Below are 18,441 nucleotides of genomic sequence, written 5' to 3' on the forward strand. Positions count from 1 at the left end.
GGTCTTCACCTCACAGCAATGTCACCGCGCGCCCATCCGGCGCGCGTTTGTTTTTTGAACGCTTCAAAGCTGCCGTTGCCGATCGCGTCCCGCATGCCCTGCATCAGGCTCTGATAGTACGCGATATTGATTTCAGACAGCAGCATCGCGCCCAGCGTTTCGCCCGACCGCACCAGATGATGCAGGTATGCGCGCGAGTATTCGCGCGTCGCCGGCCACGTGCTCTCCTCGTCCAGCGGCCTCGGATCGTCGGCGTGGCGGGCATTGCGCAGATTGATCTGGCCGAAGCGGGTAAACGCCATGCCGTGCCGGCCGTTACGGGTCGGCATGACGCAGTCGAACATGTCGATGCCGCGCGCCACCGCCTCCAGCAGATCCTCGGGCGTGCCGACGCCCATCAGATAGCGCGGACGATCCCGTGGCAGCCGGGGCGCGGTCTCCTCGATCATGGCAAGCATCACCGCCTGGGGTTCGCCGACCGCAAGACCGCCAATCGCGTAGCCGTGGAACCCGATCTCGACCAGCCCGCGCGCACTGGCGTGGCGAAGCTCGGGCACATCGCCGCCCTGCACGATGCCGAACAGCATGTAGCCGGGAGGCGCGCTCTCGAAGGCGCGTTTTGAGCGCTCGGCCCAGCGCAACGAGAGCTGCATCGCGCGTTCGATGTCGGCGCGTTCGGCCGGCAGCCGAACGCATTCGTCCATCTGCATGGCGATGTCGGAGCCGAGCAGCCGCTGCACCTCGATCGATCGTTCCGGCGACAGTTCGACCTTGGCGCCGTCGATATGTGAGCGGAAGGTCACGGCGTGCTCGGTCACTTTGCGCAGCTCTGAAAGCGACATCACCTGGAAGCCGCCGGAATCGGTCAGCATCGGCCCCTGCCAGCCGGTGAATTTCTGCAAGCCGCCAAAGGCGGCGATCCGCTCGGCCCCCGGCCGCAGCATCAGATGGTAGGTATTGCCGAGCACGATATCGGCGCCGGCATCGCGCACCTCGCGCCAGTGCATGCCCTTCATCGCGCCCGCGGTGCCGACCGGCATGAAGGCCGGCGTCCGCACCATGCCGTGTGGGGTGGAGAGCCGGCCGAGCCGGGCCTGGCCGTTGGTGGTGAGCAGCTCGAAATGATTGGGAACGTCCATGGGTGAGCTTATGGCGTAACAAGCGCGCCCTGTTCAACAGGCCATTCGGCCTCTTTTTCCCTCCAAAACCCGTTGACGACGGCAAAAGTCTCCCGCATAAGTCCGCCCCATGAACGCGACCACCAAACGTACCGCGAAAACCAAAGCACCCTTGGGGGGCTCGGGAGCCGTGCGCGCGTAACCTGACGATCGCATCATCTGAACCGAAGCCCCGCCTGAAAAGGACCGGGGCTTTTTTATTGCCTGCAGCCTACTCAAACCAAAGGAAGACGAACGTGAGCAACGATCCAGTAGTGGCCATTGTCGGCGTAACCGGCGCCGTCGGGGCCGAATTCATCGCCACCATGGACAAGCGCAATTTCCGCGTCGGCAAGCTGAAGGCGCTGGCGAGCGCGCGCTCGGCCGGCCAGACCGTCAACTTCCGCGGCGAGCAGGTGATGATCGAAGAGCTCACCCCGCACTCCTTCCACGGCGTCGACATCGCGCTGTTCTCGGCCGGCGGCAGCATTTCGAAGAAGTATGCGCCGATCGCGGTGAAGTCGGGCGCCGTCGTGGTCGACAATTCGTCCGCCTTCCGGATGGATCCGGACGTGCCGCTGGTCATTCCCGAAATCAACGCGGGCCGCATCCGCTACCACAAGGGCATCATCGCCAACCCGAACTGCTCGGCGATCACGGCGCTGGTGCCGCTGTGGCCGATCCACCGGCAAAACCGCATCAAGCGCATGATCATCTCGACCTATCAGGCCGCCAGCGGTGCCGGTGCGGCGGCGATGGAGGAACTCAAGGAATCGACCCGCGCCAACCTCGAGAGGCGGCCGTTTACGCCCAAGGTGATCCCGCTCCCCTACGCGTTCAACGTGTTCAGCCACAACACCGCGATCGATCCTGACACCGGCTACAACGACGAAGAGACCAAGGTCATCAAGGAGACGCGGAAGATTTTCGAGGACGAGAAGATTGCGATCGGCGTCACCTGCGTGCGGGTGCCGGTGCTGCGCGCGCATTGCGAGGCCATCACTTTCGAATGCGAGCGCCCGATCTCGGAGGACGAGGTACGCGCGATCCTGTCGAAGGCGCCGGGTGTCAGAATCGTCGATGATCGGACGAAGAATTACTTCCCGATGCCGATCGACGCGTCAGGCCAGGACGACGTGCTGGTCGGCCGCATCCGCAAGGATCTTAGCGATCCATCAGGTCATTCGATCGCGATGTTCGTCTCGGCGGACCAGCTGTTGAAGGGCGCCGCGCTGAACGCCGTCCAGATTGCGGAATTGCTGCCGCAGCGCGCGATGGCGTGAGGTGAACGCGTGGAGTAGGTTAGACGTCGCTAACCAACTCCACGCTTCGCGCATCATTTTTATGCGGCGAAGCATGCTCGTTTTTGTGCGCGAGGAGATCGCTGATGATGCGGCTCTACTACTATCCCGGCTTCATCAGCCTCGTTCCGCATATATTGCTGGAAGAAATCGGGGCTCCGTATCAGCTCATTTTTGTCAATCTGAGCGGCGGCGCGCACAAGGGCCCCGATCATCTCCGGCTGAATCCAAACGGTCTGATCCCGGTCCTCGTGCAGGATGACCTGGTCTTGTACGAATCCGCAGCCATCTGCCTGCATTTGGTCGATACCTATCCAGGTTGCGAGCTGGCTCCGGCTACAGGGACTGGCGAACGCGCGCACTTTTATAAGTGGCTGATCTGGTCCTCCAGTACGTTACAGCCTGCATTGTCGATGTATCTGCATCCCCATAAATGGGCCAACGATCCAGCCATGTTTCCCGAGTTGCGAGCGTGTGCCGAACAGAAGGTGTATGGCTTGTTCGATTTGCTCGACGGTGCGCTCGAATCTCACGGTGGCCAGTGGCTGTTGGGTGATGCTTACTCGGCAGTTGACGCCTGCGCGCTTACCCTGTGTCGATGGTCACGTGGAATGCCGCGTTCGGGAACAAGCTGGCCTCATGTCGGTCCGTACATGAATCGCATTCTGGCCAGACCGGCGGTTCAACGCGCGCTGCAACAGGAGCATTTGCAAGAACCCTGGATTTGAGCTGACGCGCCTTCGTTGCGTCGTCGGAAATGAGAAATTCCTGACATCGATGAGAGGCGCGTCGCCTGCTGGCTTCACGGCGAATCGTTGGTTTAAGTTCGCGATCGCTACCGAAATTGAAGGCTGACGATGCCGAAACGAAGCTGGGTCTATCTCGTCGGGCTGGTCTTGATCTGCGCGATAGCCGGGTCGTGGTACTATTATTACAAGAGCAAGTGCCACGGCATGGATGAATGCGCCGCCCAGGCCGCCGAAAGTCGGGAGCGGGACAAGCCGAGCGAGCCGCGTTGATCGACATAGGAAGGATCGACGGACCGCCGTTGTAGCGCGTATCCTGCGCCCCTAGGCACGCGACCGCGTAAATGTGTTGGTGGGTGCGCTGCGTTCTGGCCGCCCTGCGCCCTGCGCGAATATGCCCATAAAACCAGCCCGCCTTTTGCTTTCAAATGCTCCGGCCGCGTAGTAGCGTTCGCCCCGGTCCCCCGGCGACAGGACGTGTCACCGGGGGATAGTCGTCAAAGCGGAGCTGATTTGCTGTTTCCGACCGATCTCGCATCGTTTCTCGATCTCATACGCCAGCACGGCGATGCGGCCTACAGCCTCATGTTTGCTTATGCGGCCTCGCACAGCCTGCTGCTAACGCTGTTCGCAGGCTACGCCGCGCATGCAGGCGCACTTAATTTCGGCACGCTGATCGTGATTTGCTGGCTCGGCACCTTTACCGGCGACGTGATCCGGTTCTGGGTCGGGCGGCGTTATGGCACACGCTGGCTCGGATCCTTTCCGAGGCTGGAACGTGCCGTCCAGATCGCAGCCCGGCTGGCCGACCGCCACTATGCCTGGATGATCCTGTTCCATCGTTTTCCGCACGGCATTCGCGGCGTCGCGGGCTTTGCGTATGGGATATCGCAGCTGCCCTGGTCCACTTTCCTGGCGTTCAATTTCGTCGCGGCGGGCCTGTGGTCCTGCACGGTCGTCACGGCCGGCTACGCTTTTGGTCAGGTCTCGGAGAAAATGATGAGCGATGCTTCCTCCGGCGTCGCCTTCGCGCTGCTGGTCGTGTTCCTCGGCCTGTCCTGGTTCTTGAGCAAGAAGCTCGAGCGCGCCGTCGAGCGAAGCTAGACGAGAGCGTTTTCGAGCGAAGTGGATACCGGTTCGCGTGAAGAAAACGCGTCAAAAAAAAGCTAGCAGCGTCGATCACTCCCGCGCGCGAAACAACAGGCAGGCGTCGCCATAGGAATAGAAGCGATAGCCGTCGGCGATGGCGTGGGCATAGGCCTGCTTCATGGTCTCCAGCCCGCTGAACGCCGACACCAGCATGAACAGGGTCGAGCGCGGCAAATGGAAGTTGGTCAGCAAAATATCGACCGCGCGAAAGCGATAGCCCGGCGTGATGAAGATCGCGGTCTCCGCGCCAAACGGCTGGATGGTGCCGTCCTCGGTGGCCGCACTCTCGAGCAGCCGCAACGATGTGGTCCCGACCGCGACGATGCGGCCGCCTTTGGCGCGCGCCGCATTGAGTGCCGCCGCGGTCTCGGCCGAGATCGAGCCCCATTCGGCATGCATCCGGTGTTCCGACGTTTCTTCCACCTTGACCGGCAGGAAGGTCCCTGCCCCGACATGCAGCGTGATCCGGTGCAGTCCGACGCCGCGCTCGCGCAGCGCCGCCTCCAGCGCCGGCGTGAAATGCAGCCCTGCGGTGGGTGCGGCGACCGCCCCCTCATTGGCCGCGAACATGGTCTGGTAATCGGCGGCATCGCGATCGTCCGGCGTTCGCTTGGAGGCGATGTAGGGCGGCAATGGCGGCGTGCCGAGGTCGGCGATCGCCTGGTCGAGCACAGGTCCATGAAACGAGAACGACAGCGTGATCTCGCCCTCTTCGCCCTTGGCCTCGACCTCGGCGTCGAGATGGCCGAGCAGGCAGACCTTGCCTTCATTGCCGAAGCGCACCACGTCGCCCGGCGCCAGCTTCTTGGCCGGCTTGACCAGCGCCTGCCAGCGCGAGCCGTCGAGCCGCTTGATCAGTGTGGCCTCGATCTTCGGTTCGGTCTCGCGGCCAATGCGGCGTCCCTTGAGCTGGGCCGAAATGACCTTGGTATCGTTCACGACGAGTTGGTCGCCTGGCTGCAGCCATTGCGGCAGTTCGGCCACGGCCCGGTCGTGCAACACGCCGTCCGGCTGCACCACCAGCATCCGCGCGGAATCGCGCGGGCTCGCCGGCCGCAGCGCGATGTTGGCGGGGGGCAGTTCGAAGTCGAAGAGATCGGTGCGCATGGCGCAATGCGCTCCAGCGTTGCCTCTCAGCGTCATTCCGGAGGCCGCGTGAAACGCGGCAATCCGGAATCTCGAGATTCCGGGTTCGCATCTTCGATGCGCCCCGGAATGACGGCGTCGGCGTTACGCCGCGTCAGCCGCCATATGCGCCTTGACGATCTTGTCCGGGTTCTGCACCGGCTCGCCGCGCTTGATCTTGTCGACGTTCTCCATACCGTCAGTGACCTTGCCCCAGACCGTGTACTGGCCGTTGAGGAAGGATGCGTCGTCGAAGCAGATGAAGAACTGGCTGTCGCCGGAATCCGGGCTCGCCGCGCGCGCCATCGAGGTGGTGCCGCGCACATGCGGCTCCTTGTTGAATTCGGCCTTCAGCTTCTTGCCGGAACCGCCGGTGCCGGTGCCCTGCGGGCAACCGGTCTGCGCCATGAAGCCCTCGATCACGCGATGGAACACGATGCCATCGTAAAACCCTTCGCGCACCAGTTCCTTGATGCGGGCGACGTGGCCCGGCGCCAGATCCGGGCGCATCTCGATGGTGACGGGGCCCTGCGTGGTCTCAAGGATCAAAGTATTTTCTGTGGCTGCCATGCTCTTCTCTCATCAGGTTTGGGTGGACGTTTGCGGGTTCGAAAAGGGACCGCTAAAGGCCGGCCGGCAACGGCACCGCCCAGTCCCTCGGTAAATGGCAACGGCGTACAGCGTTGCAATGTTTCCATCACCGCGATGCGGTATTTGAGCCGGTCGTTATCGCTGGCGTGTTCCGATTCATAGGTAATCTTGGGCTGGCCGAGAATGGCGCCTTGACGGTTGAAGCTGACGACCACGGTGATGTCGATCGGGTTGGCTTGCGACAGCGGCGGTGGCTTCCAGCACGAATGCAGCCGCACAAAGATGTCCTTGAGCGTGTCGAGTTGCACCGGTTGTGCCGGCGCCTGCGCCGTCGATACCAGGCACAACAGCAGCGCGGCAAACCCGAGGAGCGGTTTGCTGCGTGACGCTCTCATGGCTCACTTGATGTCGGATGCGACTTGCACCTTCACCATCTTGTCAGGGTCGGTGACCTGTCCACCGGACGATCCCGGTGGCGCCTTTTTCAGCTTGTCGACCACATCCATGCCGGACACGACCTCGCCGATCACGGTGTACTGGCCGTTCAGGCTCGAGCCTTCCGCGAACATAATGAAGAATTGCGAGTTCGCGGTATCGACGCTGTCGCCGCGCCGCGCCATACCGACGATGCCGCGGGTGAACGGCACCTTGGAGAACTCCTGCTTCAGGTTCGGATATTTCGAGCCGCCGGTGCCGTTGAAGTTTTGGCCGTCGCCGGTCTGCGCCATGAAGCCGTCCATGACGCGGTGGAACGGCACGTTGTTGTAATAGCCCTCGCGTGCCAGCTGCTTGATGCGCTCGGCATGCTGGGGCGCGAGGTCGGCCCGCAGCTTGATCACGATGCGGCCTTTCGTCGTGTCGATCACGACCGCATTGGCCTTGTCGAGATTGGCCGGCAGCGGCTGGGCGATCGCGGGAGCCGCGCAGATCAGCGCGGCGACAAAAGCGAGAATGCGGATCATGAAAACTCCGGGATCGAGAGAGTAAGGCTTTGAGAGCGCAGAACAGGCGCTAGCTGGCGAATTTGGCCTTGAGTTTGGCTGCGATCGAGGGCGGCACGAACGCGGAAAAGTCGCCGCCCATGCCCGCGATTTGGCGTACCAGTGTGGCGGTGATCGGGCGGACCGCGGGGGACGCCGGGACGAACACCGTATGCACCTCAGGCGCCATAGTCTGGTTCATGCCGGCAAGCTGCATCTCGTAGTCCAGATCGGTGCCGTCGCGCAGGCCCCTGATCATGATGGTGGCGCCGGCCGCGCGGGCCGCCGTGACCGTCAGATTGTCGTAGGTGGAGGCCTCGAAGGCGCAACCGGCGCTCTTCGCGATGGGGGCGCATACCTCCTTGAGCATCTCCAGGCGTTCATCGGTCGAAAACAGCGACTTTTTGCCGGGATGGACGGCAACGGCGACGATCAGGCGGTCGCACAGGGTCACAGCGTGCTGGACCACGTCCAGATGGCCGTTGGTGACGGGGTCAAAAGAGCCGGGATAGAGCGCGATACGGGGCATAGAACCCTCCTAACCCGCCCCGGGCGGCCCGGCAAGCCGGCCACTCTCTTGTTTTGACCCGTTTTCTTCACGCGAACCGGTACCCGCCCCGGATCAAGCCCGGGGCAGGCTTCGCTCGAAAACGCTCCGGTTCCCCGCAAACCCGCCTTTTTATTTGGGATCGGCCGATGAACCACTGTGGGGGTCCGCGCGTCTGCTTAGGCGAGCCGGCAATGTTTCGTCCTCTCCGGGGCGACGAAACAAAACTCGGCCCGGACGAAACCATTTTCGGGCTTGGCGAAGACACCCGGAAACGCCGCCTGGGTACACATCCATCCAACGAAACGACGGGCCGAACGGCCCATGACAGGGGACCGTCATGATCAAGGCACTTTCCGCAATCGCCTTTGCCGCGCTGATCGCCACCGCATTGACCATTTTGCCCGGCTTTGCCCCCTCGGTCGAAGCCAGCGTGCCGCAGGCGCTTGCCAAGGGTGACCGCCTCGACATCCGTACCGTCGGCAAGGATTGCTCGCAGCAGGCTTGGCCGAATTTCGAGGCTTCCTGCCTCCGCGCCGCCGGCTCCAAGTCGTTTATCCGGGAAGCGCGCTTGGTTACCGCCGACCGCACCCCATAAGACGCCAACCTTTCCAATTAGCCGTCAGATTGCTCTGATTTGAAGGCCTCGGGATGCCCCCCGAGGACTTCGGCGTTTCAGGATGCAATCAGCATCCATTTTAGGGAAGGATCAGTGCTGCAATCGACGCGCTCGGGCCCTGTCATCCCAGCGGCTCAGCATTTGAGCGAGATCGCCATGCGCCTGTTTGGCGGGAGCCTGGTTGGTATTCGCGGGCTGCGGCCGCCCCGCCTCTACGTAGTTCTTCCATCTGCGGGCGCTCTCACGCCGTTTTCGGGACATACGGTCACGCGTATAATATCCAGCAGCGTAGGCCGCTCCGAGCAAAACCAAAATAACAAGGACGTCCAGCATCTCATGTGCTCCGCGCGCAGGGCCTGAGGGGGCCGGACAGACAATCGGGCATGATCAAGCAATCATCCAGATCATGACCTTCCAGAACGACAAGCCGAGCACGTACAACCACCCCGTCATCACAGGAACGACCAGCACAGCGTAAAGTGCGGCGACGAAGACGCTGTCGAGATCGGATCGGCCCGCCGTCTCTACACGACTTTCCTCGACGCCTGGATGACGCGGCTCTCTATCGATCGTGACGCTCGGGTATGCCGACATGATTGAGTTCCACAATTTTATCGCGACCGCCAGCCGGCGGTCGAGGTAGCGGCGACGTTTGGCAAAAGTTTGATTGCATGGAACCAGGTTCTCGAATGTCGCCGCGTTCCCCTGCATCAAATCCTCGCGGGGCGTGCCGCGTTCTTCGGCGTGCCGGCCATCGATGCCGCGGACAACGGGATCGGATGATCGAGGCTTGCCTGCTCAATGAAGACTCGCTTTAGCCCCGGCGCCACCAGCGGCTCACGGCCTCATTGTCCTGGCCACGCGGAACCCAAGCGTGTCGAACTGAACCTTGCGGTGACGTGCGAAGCGAACCGCCGCCCGAGCTAGCTCCGTCTCGTTGTGCCAGGACGCACCGCGAATGGTCCTATAATCCCGATCGCCCTCGATCCATGCCGAGCCGTCTGCAGGCGCGCCGTGGTAGCTGTCGTGCCAAACGTCTTCAGTCCATTCCCATACATTCCCGTGCATGTCGTTCAGGCCGAAGGCATTGGGCTTGAACGATCCAACGGGCGCGGTCTGCAAGCTCCACTTGTCGCTGCAGCCGGCGCAGTTGGCGTTTTCCGCGCCGGGTTCATCGCCCCAGGCGTAGCGGCTGCTGGTGCCGGCGCGCGCGGCGTATTCCCATTCAGCCTCGGTCGGCAGTCGATACTCTCTGCCGGTCAATTGCGAAAGCCAGCTCACATACTGCCTGGCGTCGTCCCAGCTCACATTGACCACCGGCATCGCGCCACGACCCCATGCATCGGTTGCGCGCGCACACGCCGAGGCGGCCACGCAAGCGTCCCATTGCTCGAACGTCACCTCGAATCTGGAAACAGCGAAAGGTACGCGAAATATCACTTCGTGCTGCGGACCTTCGCTGGTCCTGCGGTCTGGTTCGTGATCGGGTGAGCCCATCATGAACCTGCCCGCGGGGATCACAGCCATCACCGGGCATCCGCGCGCGCATTCTCTGAATTCAGAGCCCGGCGTTGACGCCATTGCTCTCTCTGCGTCGGCGGAGAGCACAGTCGGCTGCGGAGCGGAACGGTGCGGTCCGATAGCTTCCTGTGCGATGAGGCGTGCATAGGGGAATTGAGCCCCTGCAAGCAGCAGCGCAGAGAGACCAATCAGGATTCCCTTTGTCGCAGCGCGCGGCTGTCGCTTTCGAGCCGGGACGGCCAGAAAGGTCAACATCGCTTCCAGGCGATCCATCGAATACACTTTCGAAAGGATAGCTCTCAATCTGTCATATCGCGGCAAATTCGGACGGCGTAACTTAGAACCGCACAAAGGGGTATGTCCACGAGCACCGCTACCCGGGGGGCGCCGCCCTCGTCACCGGCGCGCCCACATATCCCGGCGCTACCAACTATCGGCGCTACCAACGCCGACCGCCTAACCGGACTGAACTTCGGCCTGATCCTGACCGATTTCTCCCGGGGATTGGAGACGAAAGCCATGAACGAGCTGCTTGCGAGAGTTCTCGATGCGCACGGCGGTCTGGAGCGCTGGCAAAGATACAATAAGGTCGAGGCCACCATGGTCACAGGCGGCGGCCTCTTTCCCCTCAAAGGCCTGTTGCAGGATAGCAATCCGCGGCGCATGACCGTGTGGCTGCATGAGGAGCGCTCGTCCGTCACGCCGTTCGGGGCTCCCGATCAGCGGACGATGTTCACGCCGGATCGGATCGCCATCGAGAAGCTCGACGGTACGCTGGTCGCCGAGCGATACGCGCCTCGGGATTCGTTCGCGGGCCACCAGATGCACACACCCTGGGATCCGCTGCACCGTGCCTACTTCAACGGCGAAGCAGTATGGACATATCTGACGACGCCATTCCTGCTGGTGATGGACGGGGTCCGTGTCGAAGAGACCGAGGCCTGGCGCGTGCTGCGCGCCCGCTTCCCCGGCTGGATGGAAACCCACTGCATGGTGCAGGACTTCTTCTTCGGCGAGGACATGATGCTGCGCCGTCATGATTACAGCGTGAACATCGCGGGCGGCTTTCCGGCCGCACAGCTCACGTCTGCGCATATCGAAGCGGACGGTATTCGCCTTCCGAGCATGCGGCGCGCCTACGCACGCGGTCCCGATCGCAGACCCGTCACTGACATGCTGCTGGTCTCAATCGATTTCAGTGCGGTCGCCTTCACGTAATCATCCGCCGGTCGAGGCTGGATCGCGCGCTGAGGTTCCACATTGAAACAAAAATTGATCAAATAAGGCAAAATAACGGGGATATTTCCCAAAAGCGTCTTGATTTTTCGCTCCGCTTTTATGGGGCGCGTTCTGTTTGATGGGTAAGAAGACATGACCGATCAACAATTGACTGTTCAGGCGATTAGCGAAGCGCAACGCATACTGGAAGAATACCTTCGGCCCCGGCCGCAGAACAATGAAACTATCCTCGACAGCTTGGTGGAAGTTCTCGGCCGCCCCGACTTGGTAGTCGCTGTAAGCCGCTTGCAGCAACAAGTGCGCAAATGAGGAAACTCTCACCAATCGCGCTGGCCGTTTGGATTGCTACGCTCTTGCCAGTTGGGATGCCAAACGCGCAGGCCAAACAACAATGCAGCGCCGCGATGCCGTCGAATACGCACGGGCGTTGGTGGTCCTATCGCCTGATCGATGGACGAAAGTGCTGGTACGAAGGCAAGCCCATGCTGTCGAAATCGTTGCTGGAATGGCCAAGGGAAGCATCCACGCAACCCGTTTCCGCCGCAGCAGTTACAAGCGCGGTTACAGCGAAGCCTGGCAATCCATTGGACTCGCAAGCCTGGGCACTGAAGGAGTTTGATACTTTCGAAGCGCGATGGCGCGAAAGGGTGAGCCTGCAATAGGCGTTGCCGCCAAAGGCAAGGCTTGAAGCGCCGGGATCTCGCTAACGCGCCACGGACATTCGGTTCTTGGCGACTGGGACGATTGCTTGTCTTTCAAAAGCGGAAATCAGCCATGCGAACGGCTGCAGATTTCAATCTCTATTACGCCACCCCTGACCCCTGGCATATTTCCCACGCCCAATTCAGGGACAAGGTGTTGCGCCGATGCCTGAAGCCATTCATCCGGGACAAATCCGTTCTTGAACTCGGATGCGGCGAAGGCCACTTGACGCAAGCTGTCTTTGACAAGGCACGCTCGGTGGTTGGCATCGACATCAGCGACGTAGCAATTGCTCGCGCCAAATCGCTGAACCTGCCAAACGCCAGATTTGAAAGCGCCGATTTTTTGCAAGCCTCATTCGAGGGGTACGACGTGATCGCAGCCCTCGAATGCGTCTACTATCTGTCCCTGCCCGAGCGAGAAGCGTTTTGGGAGAAGGTCGCCAAAGAACACTCCGGCAAGATACTTTTGCTTTCGGGTCCAATCGTCGACTACCGAAGACACTTCAGTCATAAGCGATTGATGTACGAGTTCACTAGTCTGGGGTTCGCTCCCCTTAAATTTCATAACCTGTCCGTTTACTGGCATCCGCCTTCATCTCGAATTATCGCCAGCCTGATCAAGCTGCCACTTGGACACATCGTGCTCGATTGGATACCGGAGCCGATGATCTATCAACGGCTGTATGCGCTTCGAGCACCGAAGCAGCGCTGACTGGGTTTATCCGATAACCCGACAACGCGATTTTCGTGTGGTCTCTGCCGGACCTCGTCGACGCGGGCGACTGCCGTGTCCAAGTTGGTTCTTTAGCGCATGTAATCGCTTCCCTTCGCCATGAGGTGGCAAGATGAACGAGCTATCGCTGGTCAATGACAGCCTTCTGAAGCAGCGCCTCACGGAGTTGGACTCAATAGCGAGCTGGACGCCGCATATCCTTTCGGACCTTGAGCGATTTGTGCGCACCGCCGGCGACTATGATCTCTTTCGCGTCAATCCTATCAAATACGCGACAGCAAACGGCCTAAGTGAGTCCGAAGGAATCCAGCTGTTTGTGAACGCCGCAAAAGTCGGCCTGTTCGAGATGCAGTGGCTGCTCACCTGCGCCTATTGCCCGCAGGTTGCAGGCAGTTTTCGGGAGCTAGACCAGGTCCACCCACGTTTCCAGTGCGAGTTCTGCAATGCGCTCAACGATGTGGCGCTCGACGACTACATCCACGTCACCTTTACGATCTCGAATGCCGTCCGCGATATCGTATTTCGTCATCCTGAGATGCTGTCCGTGGAGGACTACTACCTGCGTTATAACTTTCCAAGGACTTCAAGCCTCCGCACGGAATGACGCACGAGCAACTCGTCGCAGCACTGTCACGGGGATTTGCCGATATCGAGGCCAATCAGCAGAGCAGGTTCGAATTTGACGTAACCGCCGGCCGTTTCGAGGTGCTCGATCTCAGCCACAAGCTGCTTCTGGTTTTCTTTGCGAACGGTGAGCCGGCGGAACCCCAGGGAACGCTGGTCCGGCTCGAATCGGGTCGATTCATAGTTCCCGATCGGCCGACTGGACCGAGAGAAATGGATCTTGGCGACGGGCGCTTTGCGTTTCGACAGGCGGTCGATCTTAGCCCCGGCAAGCACACCATTCAGATCGAGAACCGCACCAGCGATCGCGGACGCTTCTGGTTCCTCCAATACCCTTACCAGTTCGAGCCCCATCTGGTCGAGTATGAGCCGTTTCTTTCCGGCAAGCGGCTGCTGCTCACCCCGTGCTTCGGCGAACTCTACAAGACACAGTTGGTGGATGAGCGGGAGAGCCTGGCAGTCTCCGACATCACCTATCTGTTCACCGATCTAAAGGATTCCACCCCGTTGTATGAAAGCGTTGGCGACGTGAATGCCTATTTTCTGGTGCGTCAGCACTTCGACATCCTGAACAAGATCATTCGGGAGCGATCTGGCACCATGGTCAAGACGATCGGCGATGCAGTCATGGCTGGCTTCGAGCGTCCGCAGGACGCCGTTCTGCCTCCATCGAGATGATCGAAGAACTGCCACGGTTCAACCAAACCGCTTCACGACCACTCGGCCTCAAGGTCGGTGTACACAGAGGCAGAGCCATCGCCGTAAGGCTCAACGACCGGATGGACTACTTCGGGCAGGACGTGAACATCGCCGCCCGCGTGCAAGGTCTCGCCCGCGTCAACGAAATTTGCCTGACGGAATCGGTGATGGAGGCGCCCGGAGTCAGTGACGTCGTCAAAGGCCGACCGGCGTCGCGCGACTACGAGAACTTGAAGGGCATCGGCCAGAAGATGGAAATTTATCGGATTGAAATCTCTCCGGTGTAGAAATGAACGACCGCTGGCCGCTTGGCGGCAGGCCCACGTGCCGCCAGACCAACATACCGCTTGTCGGCATCAGGCAAAGGGCACAAGTCGCCGCTGCGGTCGCTTCCGTTCTGAAACCGCCATTAACCCATGATGATGAGCAACTCTTCACACGTTGATTGAAGCGCGCTATCGGTTCGACGCGACGACTGTTTCCGGCGTCAGACGTGTGGCTCACGCAAATTCAGGGGCGCTCACGCGCTGATCGGCCCCAGGTCCGCCGCTGGTCAAAGGCGGGCATGCTCGCAACCGCAGCGCTTCGTCGACAGGGCCGTCCCCGCCCTTAATCCTCGATCACCTCGTCGGCGCGGGCGAGCAAGGTCGGCGGAATGATCAGGCCAAGTGCTTTCGCAGTCTTAAGGTTGATGACTAGTACGTATTTTGACGCTTGCTCCACTGGAAGGTCTGCCGGTTTCGCGTCTTTGAGAATCTTGTCAATGTAGCTTGCCGCGCGTCGATAGAGGTCGCTGAAATCCGCGCCATAACTCATAAGACCACCCGCGTCCACGTTTGGTCTGTACGCAAATATCGCGGGCAGCCGATACTTCAATTGCAATTCGGCCAAGAGTGGTCCCTGTGCGTTGAAGATCGGGGAACCCAAGACGAGAACACCACGGACGCTTTCTCGTGTCATTGTCGAGAATGCTTTCTCGATTTCCGTGACAGTTCCAGCGGGAGTTATGACTAGTTCGACGCCGAGTTTTTCGCTCGCAGCTTTAATCGCCTTGATAGCGGTTGGATGAGAGGGGGTCGTGGGATTCCAGAGAACACCAATTCTCCTTGCGTGCGGCAGGGCTTCTCTCAAAATCTCCAGCTCTTTGACGGAGAGTTCAGTGAGAAGCATCGACAGTCCGGTGATATTGCCGCCCGGCCGTGAGAGGCTCGCCACATCCCCAAGCCCGACCGGATCTGCATGTGTTGCGAAGACAATCGGGATCGTTTTGGTCACCTTTCGGGCAGATTCAACATGGGTTGAGGCGGGGGCGAAAATAACATCAACTTTCATGCTGGCGAGTTGGGCGGCGAGATCATGCATTTGATCAGCCCGCTCCGCCCACCGGAACTCAATGAGAATATTCTTGCCCTCAACGTAACCGAGATCGCGCAAGCCGCTCCGCAGAGCCTCAACTTCCCTCGTCCAATTAGACGCCGGGCCAAATCCCAGATACCCGATCCGCCACACCCTCCCCGACTGTTGCCCGCGCGCCGCTAGCGGCCAACCAGCCGCAGCGCCGCTCAGAAGCGAGATGAACTCGCGTCGTTTCATTGTAGATCTTGCCCACGATGACCTGAACGCAAGCGTAAGCAATTTCCCGCGCGGCTCAAGCGGTCTGATGCCCGCTGTGGGTCAACAGCGTCGGTTGGCCGCGTGCCGCAGCGGCAGGACGTGCGCCACGTACTGGTCCTGCCGCACGATCAGCATGCACCCTGCTTCGCGATCTGCCGCGCACCCTCCCGGGCGCTCCGGCGGAGCAACGAGCGCCCAGCAATCCGACTTCCGTCAGGCTCGCCTCAAACCGATTTGGCTCTGCTGAGATGAGACCGCGCCCTGACAGGGCCCTAACCGCCATTCCCGTTCTCGCCATTCTCGCCGTCGTCACCGATATGCTCGACGGAGACCACGTGCTCGTCCTCGGCGGTGTCGAACACGATCACGCCTTGGGTCGAGCGGCCGGCGATGCGGATGCCCTCGACCGGACAGCGGATCAACTGGCCCTTGTCGGTCACCAGCATGATCTGGTCAGAGTCCTCGACCGGGAACGAGGCCACCAGCTTGCCGTTGCGGTTGTTGACCGACATCGCGACGATGCCTTTGCCGCCGCGCCCCGTGGTGCGGTATTCGTAGGACGAGGTGCGCTTGCCGAAGCCGTTGACGGACACGGTCAGCACCACCTGCTCCTGCGCCGACATTTCGGCATAGCGTTCCTGGGAGAGCTGGAGCGTACCCGAAATCTCCTCGGCCTCGACATCGGCGGGCTCCTCGGTGCCGGTCTCGCCGGCTACCGCGCGGCGCATCTTCTGATACGCCGACCGCTCGTCCGACGTGGTCTCGACATGGCGCAGGATCGACAGCGAGATCAGCTTGTCGTTTTCGGCAAGCGCAATGCCGCGCACGCCCATCGAGGTGCGGCCGGTAAAGACGCGCACGTCGGTGACGGGGAAGCGGATGCACTGGCCGCCGGCCGCCGTCAGCAGCACGTCGTCATGCTCGGTGCAGATCTGCACGTCGACGATCGCCTCGCCCTCGTCGAGCTTCATGGCGATGATGCCGGAACGGCGGACATCGACGAAGTCGGACAGCTTGTTGCGGCGGACGTTGCCGCCGGTCGTGGCGAACATCACGTCGAGATTGCCCCAGGAGGATTCATCCTCCGGCAACGGCATGATGGTGGTGATGCGTTCACCCTGCTCCAGCGGCAGGATGTTGATCAGCGCCTTGCCGCGCGCGTTCGGCGCCGCCATCGGCAGCCGCCAGACCTTTTCCTTGTAGACCTGGCCGCGCGAGGAGAAGAACAGCACCGGCGTATGGGTCGAGGCCACGAACAGCCGGCTAACAAAATCCTCGTCGCGGGTCTGCATGCCCGCGCGGCCCTTGCCGCCGCGGCGCTGCGCCCGGTAGGCCGACAGCGGCACGCGCTTGACGTAGCCGGCATGCGAGACCGTGACCACCATGTCTTCGCGCTGGATCAGGTCCTCGTCCTCGACCTCGTCTTCCTGCTCCATGATGACGGTCTTGCGCGGGGTGGCGAAATCGTCCTTCACCTCGGCGAGCTCGGCCTTGACGATGGCCTGCACCCGCGCACGCGAGCGCAGAATCTCGAGATAGTCGGCGATCTCCACCGCGAGCTTGTCGAGCTCTTCGGAAATCTCCTCGCGGCCCAGCGCAGTCAGGCGCTGCAGGCGGAGGTCGAGAATGGCCTTGGCCTGCTCGAACGACAGCCGCGCGGTACCTTCGGCAGTCATCCGGTGCCGGGGATCGTCGATCAGCGTGATCATCGCCTCGACATCCCGCGCCGGCCAGTCCCGCGCCATCAGGCTGTCGCGGGCGGTGGTGGGATCGGGCGAGGCGCGGATCACGCGAATGATCTCGTCGATATTGGCGACGGCGATGGCCAGACCGACCAGGATGTGGGCGCGGTCGCGGGCCTTGTTGAGCAGGAACTTGGTCCGGCGCGTGATGACCTGCTCGCGGAACGCGATGAACAGCGTCAGCAGGTCCTTCAGGTTCATGGTCAGCGGGCGGCCGGAATCCAGCGCCAGCATGTTGGCCGGGAAATTCGATTGCAGCGGCGTGAAACGATAGAGCTGGTTCAGAACGACATCCGGCACCGCTTCGCGTTTCAGTTCCACGACGACGCGCAGGCCCTCGCGGGACGATTCATCGCGCAGGTCGGCGACGCCCTCGATCTTCTTCTCGCGCACCAGTTCGCCGATGCGCTCCACCATGGTGGCCTTGTTCACCTGGTAGGGAATCTCGGTGATGATGATCGCTTCGCGGTCCTTGCGGATGGTGTCGATCGAGACCTTGCCGCGCATCATGATCGAGCCGCGGCCGAGGTGATAGGCCGAGCGGATGCCCTGGCGGCCGAGGATGATGCCGCCGGTCGGAAAATCGGGGCCGGGTACGATGTTGATGAGTTCGTCGATGGAAAGCGCGGGGTTGTCGATCAATGCCACGCAGGCGTCGATGACTTCGCCGAGATTGTGCGGGGGAATGTTGGTCGCCATGCCGACGGCGATGCCGCCGGCGCCATTGACCAAGAGGTTCGGGAACTTGGCCGGCAGAACCGACGGCTCTTTCTCCGAATTGTCGTAGTTGGCCTGGAAGTCGACGGTGTCCTTGTCGATGTCGCCGAGCACGGCGAGCGCCGATTTCGTCAGACGCGCTTCGGTATACCGGTAGGCCGCCGGGGGATCGCCGTCGACCGAGCCGAAGTTCCCCTGCCCGTCGATCAGCGGCACGCGCATGGAGAATTCCTGCGCCATCCGGACCATCGCGTCGTAAATCGACTGGTCGCCGTGCGGATGATATTTACCGATCACGTCACCGACGACGCGCGCGGATTTGACGTATTTCTTGTCCGGCGTGTGCCCCTGCTCGTACATCGAATACAGAATGCGGCGATGCACGGGCTTGAGGCCGTCGCGGGCATCCGGCAGCGCACGCGCCACGATCACGCTCATGGCGTAATCGAGGTAGGAGCGCTTCATCTCGTCCAGAATGGAAACGGGACGAATATCGGAAGGCACCGGCGGCTCGCCGGGCTTGTTCTCATCGTTGTCAGACAAAGGGGGAAATCCGGGTCAGTTCTAGGCTGGGAATCATATAGCGTATCGGGGGGCTTTTAACCACCCCGGGGCGCTCCCGGCCAGCTGTTT

General features: G+C 61.4%; 22 protein-coding genes. 12 read left to right on the forward strand and 10 right to left on the reverse strand.

Annotation, left to right across the window (positions count from 1 at the left end):
* Nucleotides 1-5 precede the first annotated feature (5 nt).
* Nucleotides 6-1,139 carry a tRNA guanosine(34) transglycosylase Tgt gene (tgt, locus tag JQ609_RS21745; protein WP_212274909.1) on the reverse strand — a complete coding sequence of 378 codons (1,134 nt, stop codon included), beginning with the start codon at nucleotides 1,137-1,139 and terminating at the stop codon, nucleotides 6-8.
* A 275-nt stretch (nucleotides 1,140-1,414) separates the two neighbouring features.
* On the opposite strand from tgt, the gene JQ609_RS21750 reads away from it, so the two are divergent.
* The 4 genes from JQ609_RS21750 (at nucleotide 1,415) to JQ609_RS21765 (ending at nucleotide 4,308) form a co-directional block, all read left to right on the forward strand.
* The gene (locus tag JQ609_RS21750; RefSeq protein ID WP_212274910.1) at nucleotides 1,415-2,440 is read left to right on the forward strand and encodes an aspartate-semialdehyde dehydrogenase; all 1,026 of its coding nucleotides are present in this window, start codon (nucleotides 1,415-1,417) and stop codon (nucleotides 2,438-2,440) included.
* 104 nt (nucleotides 2,441-2,544) lie between these two features.
* Nucleotides 2,545-3,186, forward strand: coding sequence for a glutathione S-transferase family protein (locus JQ609_RS21755; protein WP_212274911.1), 642 nt, complete (start codon nucleotides 2,545-2,547; stop codon nucleotides 3,184-3,186).
* Nucleotides 3,187-3,315: 129 nt separating this feature from the next.
* Nucleotides 3,316-3,477 (forward strand): hypothetical protein, encoded by a 162-nt coding sequence (locus JQ609_RS21760; protein WP_212274912.1) that lies wholly within the window; start codon nucleotides 3,316-3,318, stop codon nucleotides 3,475-3,477.
* A 240-nt stretch (nucleotides 3,478-3,717) separates the two neighbouring features.
* Complete coding sequence (locus JQ609_RS21765; protein WP_212274913.1) at nucleotides 3,718-4,308, forward strand: DedA family protein; 591 nt, start codon at nucleotides 3,718-3,720, stop codon at nucleotides 4,306-4,308.
* Between the two features lie 75 nt (nucleotides 4,309-4,383).
* Here the strand turns inward: JQ609_RS21765 and queA are convergent, their stop codons facing one another.
* The 5 genes from queA to coaD form a co-directional block, all read right to left on the reverse strand.
* Complete coding sequence (gene queA, locus JQ609_RS21770) at nucleotides 4,384-5,460, reverse strand: tRNA preQ1(34) S-adenosylmethionine ribosyltransferase-isomerase QueA (RefSeq protein ID WP_212274914.1); 1,077 nt, start codon at nucleotides 5,458-5,460, stop codon at nucleotides 4,384-4,386.
* 123 nt (nucleotides 5,461-5,583) lie between these two features.
* On the reverse strand, nucleotides 5,584-6,048 hold the full coding sequence (locus JQ609_RS21775) for a peptidylprolyl isomerase (protein ID WP_212210403.1): 465 nt from the start codon (nucleotides 6,046-6,048) through the stop codon (nucleotides 5,584-5,586).
* Entirely contained in the window at nucleotides 6,024-6,464 is a 441-nt protein-coding gene (locus JQ609_RS21780; protein ID WP_212210405.1) for a hypothetical protein, read from the reverse strand. The genes JQ609_RS21775 and JQ609_RS21780 overlap by 25 nt, the downstream gene beginning before the upstream one ends.
* A gap of 3 nt (nucleotides 6,465-6,467) precedes the next feature.
* Nucleotides 6,468-7,031 (reverse strand): peptidylprolyl isomerase, encoded by a 564-nt coding sequence (locus JQ609_RS21785; RefSeq protein ID WP_212210407.1) that lies wholly within the window; start codon nucleotides 7,029-7,031, stop codon nucleotides 6,468-6,470.
* A 49-nt stretch (nucleotides 7,032-7,080) separates the two neighbouring features.
* The gene (coaD, locus tag JQ609_RS21790) at nucleotides 7,081-7,578 is read right to left on the reverse strand and encodes a pantetheine-phosphate adenylyltransferase (RefSeq protein WP_212210409.1); all 498 of its coding nucleotides are present in this window, start codon (nucleotides 7,576-7,578) and stop codon (nucleotides 7,081-7,083) included.
* 358 nt (nucleotides 7,579-7,936) lie between these two features.
* On the opposite strand from coaD, the gene JQ609_RS21795 reads away from it, so the two are divergent.
* The gene (locus JQ609_RS21795; protein ID WP_212210411.1) at nucleotides 7,937-8,194 is read left to right on the forward strand and encodes a hypothetical protein; all 258 of its coding nucleotides are present in this window, start codon (nucleotides 7,937-7,939) and stop codon (nucleotides 8,192-8,194) included.
* A 408-nt stretch (nucleotides 8,195-8,602) separates the two neighbouring features.
* Here JQ609_RS21795 and JQ609_RS21800 read toward each other — a convergent pair whose 3' ends face one another.
* Nucleotides 8,603-8,926: a hypothetical protein gene (locus JQ609_RS21800; RefSeq protein WP_212274915.1), complete on the reverse strand. Its 324-nt coding sequence runs from the start codon at nucleotides 8,924-8,926 to the stop codon at nucleotides 8,603-8,605.
* 126 nt (nucleotides 8,927-9,052) lie between these two features.
* Nucleotides 9,053-10,009 carry a formylglycine-generating enzyme family protein gene (locus JQ609_RS21805; RefSeq protein ID WP_212274916.1) on the reverse strand — a complete coding sequence of 319 codons (957 nt, stop codon included), beginning with the start codon at nucleotides 10,007-10,009 and terminating at the stop codon, nucleotides 9,053-9,055.
* Between the two features lie 84 nt (nucleotides 10,010-10,093).
* Between JQ609_RS21805 and JQ609_RS21810 the strand changes: the two genes are divergently transcribed.
* From JQ609_RS21810 to JQ609_RS35635, 7 genes are all read left to right on the forward strand, one after another.
* Complete coding sequence (locus JQ609_RS21810) at nucleotides 10,094-10,954, forward strand: hypothetical protein (protein WP_249128279.1); 861 nt, start codon at nucleotides 10,094-10,096, stop codon at nucleotides 10,952-10,954.
* A gap of 153 nt (nucleotides 10,955-11,107) precedes the next feature.
* Nucleotides 11,108-11,284 (forward strand): hypothetical protein, encoded by a 177-nt coding sequence (locus tag JQ609_RS21815; protein ID WP_212274917.1) that lies wholly within the window; start codon nucleotides 11,108-11,110, stop codon nucleotides 11,282-11,284.
* Entirely contained in the window at nucleotides 11,281-11,637 is a 357-nt protein-coding gene (locus JQ609_RS21820) for a hypothetical protein (protein ID WP_249128281.1), read from the forward strand. The genes JQ609_RS21815 and JQ609_RS21820 overlap by 4 nt, the downstream gene beginning before the upstream one ends.
* A gap of 112 nt (nucleotides 11,638-11,749) precedes the next feature.
* Nucleotides 11,750-12,391: a bifunctional 2-polyprenyl-6-hydroxyphenol methylase/3-demethylubiquinol 3-O-methyltransferase UbiG gene (locus JQ609_RS21825; protein ID WP_212210420.1), complete on the forward strand. Its 642-nt coding sequence runs from the start codon at nucleotides 11,750-11,752 to the stop codon at nucleotides 12,389-12,391.
* 133 nt (nucleotides 12,392-12,524) lie between these two features.
* Nucleotides 12,525-13,016 (forward strand): DUF5939 domain-containing protein, encoded by a 492-nt coding sequence (locus JQ609_RS35185; RefSeq protein ID WP_249128283.1) that lies wholly within the window; start codon nucleotides 12,525-12,527, stop codon nucleotides 13,014-13,016.
* On the forward strand, nucleotides 13,013-13,714 hold the full coding sequence (locus JQ609_RS35630) for an adenylate/guanylate cyclase domain-containing protein (protein WP_283813877.1): 702 nt from the start codon (nucleotides 13,013-13,015) through the stop codon (nucleotides 13,712-13,714). Before JQ609_RS35185 ends, JQ609_RS35630 begins: the two co-directional genes overlap by 4 nt.
* Nucleotides 13,711-14,022: an adenylate/guanylate cyclase domain-containing protein gene (locus tag JQ609_RS35635; protein ID WP_283813878.1), complete on the forward strand. Its 312-nt coding sequence runs from the start codon at nucleotides 13,711-13,713 to the stop codon at nucleotides 14,020-14,022. Before JQ609_RS35630 ends, JQ609_RS35635 begins: the two co-directional genes overlap by 4 nt.
* Before the next feature lie 322 nt (nucleotides 14,023-14,344).
* Here the strand turns inward: JQ609_RS35635 and JQ609_RS21835 are convergent, their stop codons facing one another.
* The gene (locus tag JQ609_RS21835) at nucleotides 14,345-15,328 is read right to left on the reverse strand and encodes an ABC transporter substrate-binding protein (protein WP_212274918.1); all 984 of its coding nucleotides are present in this window, start codon (nucleotides 15,326-15,328) and stop codon (nucleotides 14,345-14,347) included.
* A 293-nt stretch (nucleotides 15,329-15,621) separates the two neighbouring features.
* Entirely contained in the window at nucleotides 15,622-18,351 is a 2,730-nt protein-coding gene (gene gyrA, locus JQ609_RS21840) for a DNA gyrase subunit A (RefSeq protein ID WP_212274919.1), read from the reverse strand.
* Nucleotides 18,352-18,441: the final 90 nt, after the last annotated feature.

The sequence above is a fragment of the Bradyrhizobium sp. AUGA SZCCT0169 genome, from assembly GCF_018130085.1.
GTDB lineage: Bacteria > Pseudomonadota > Alphaproteobacteria > Rhizobiales > Xanthobacteraceae > Bradyrhizobium.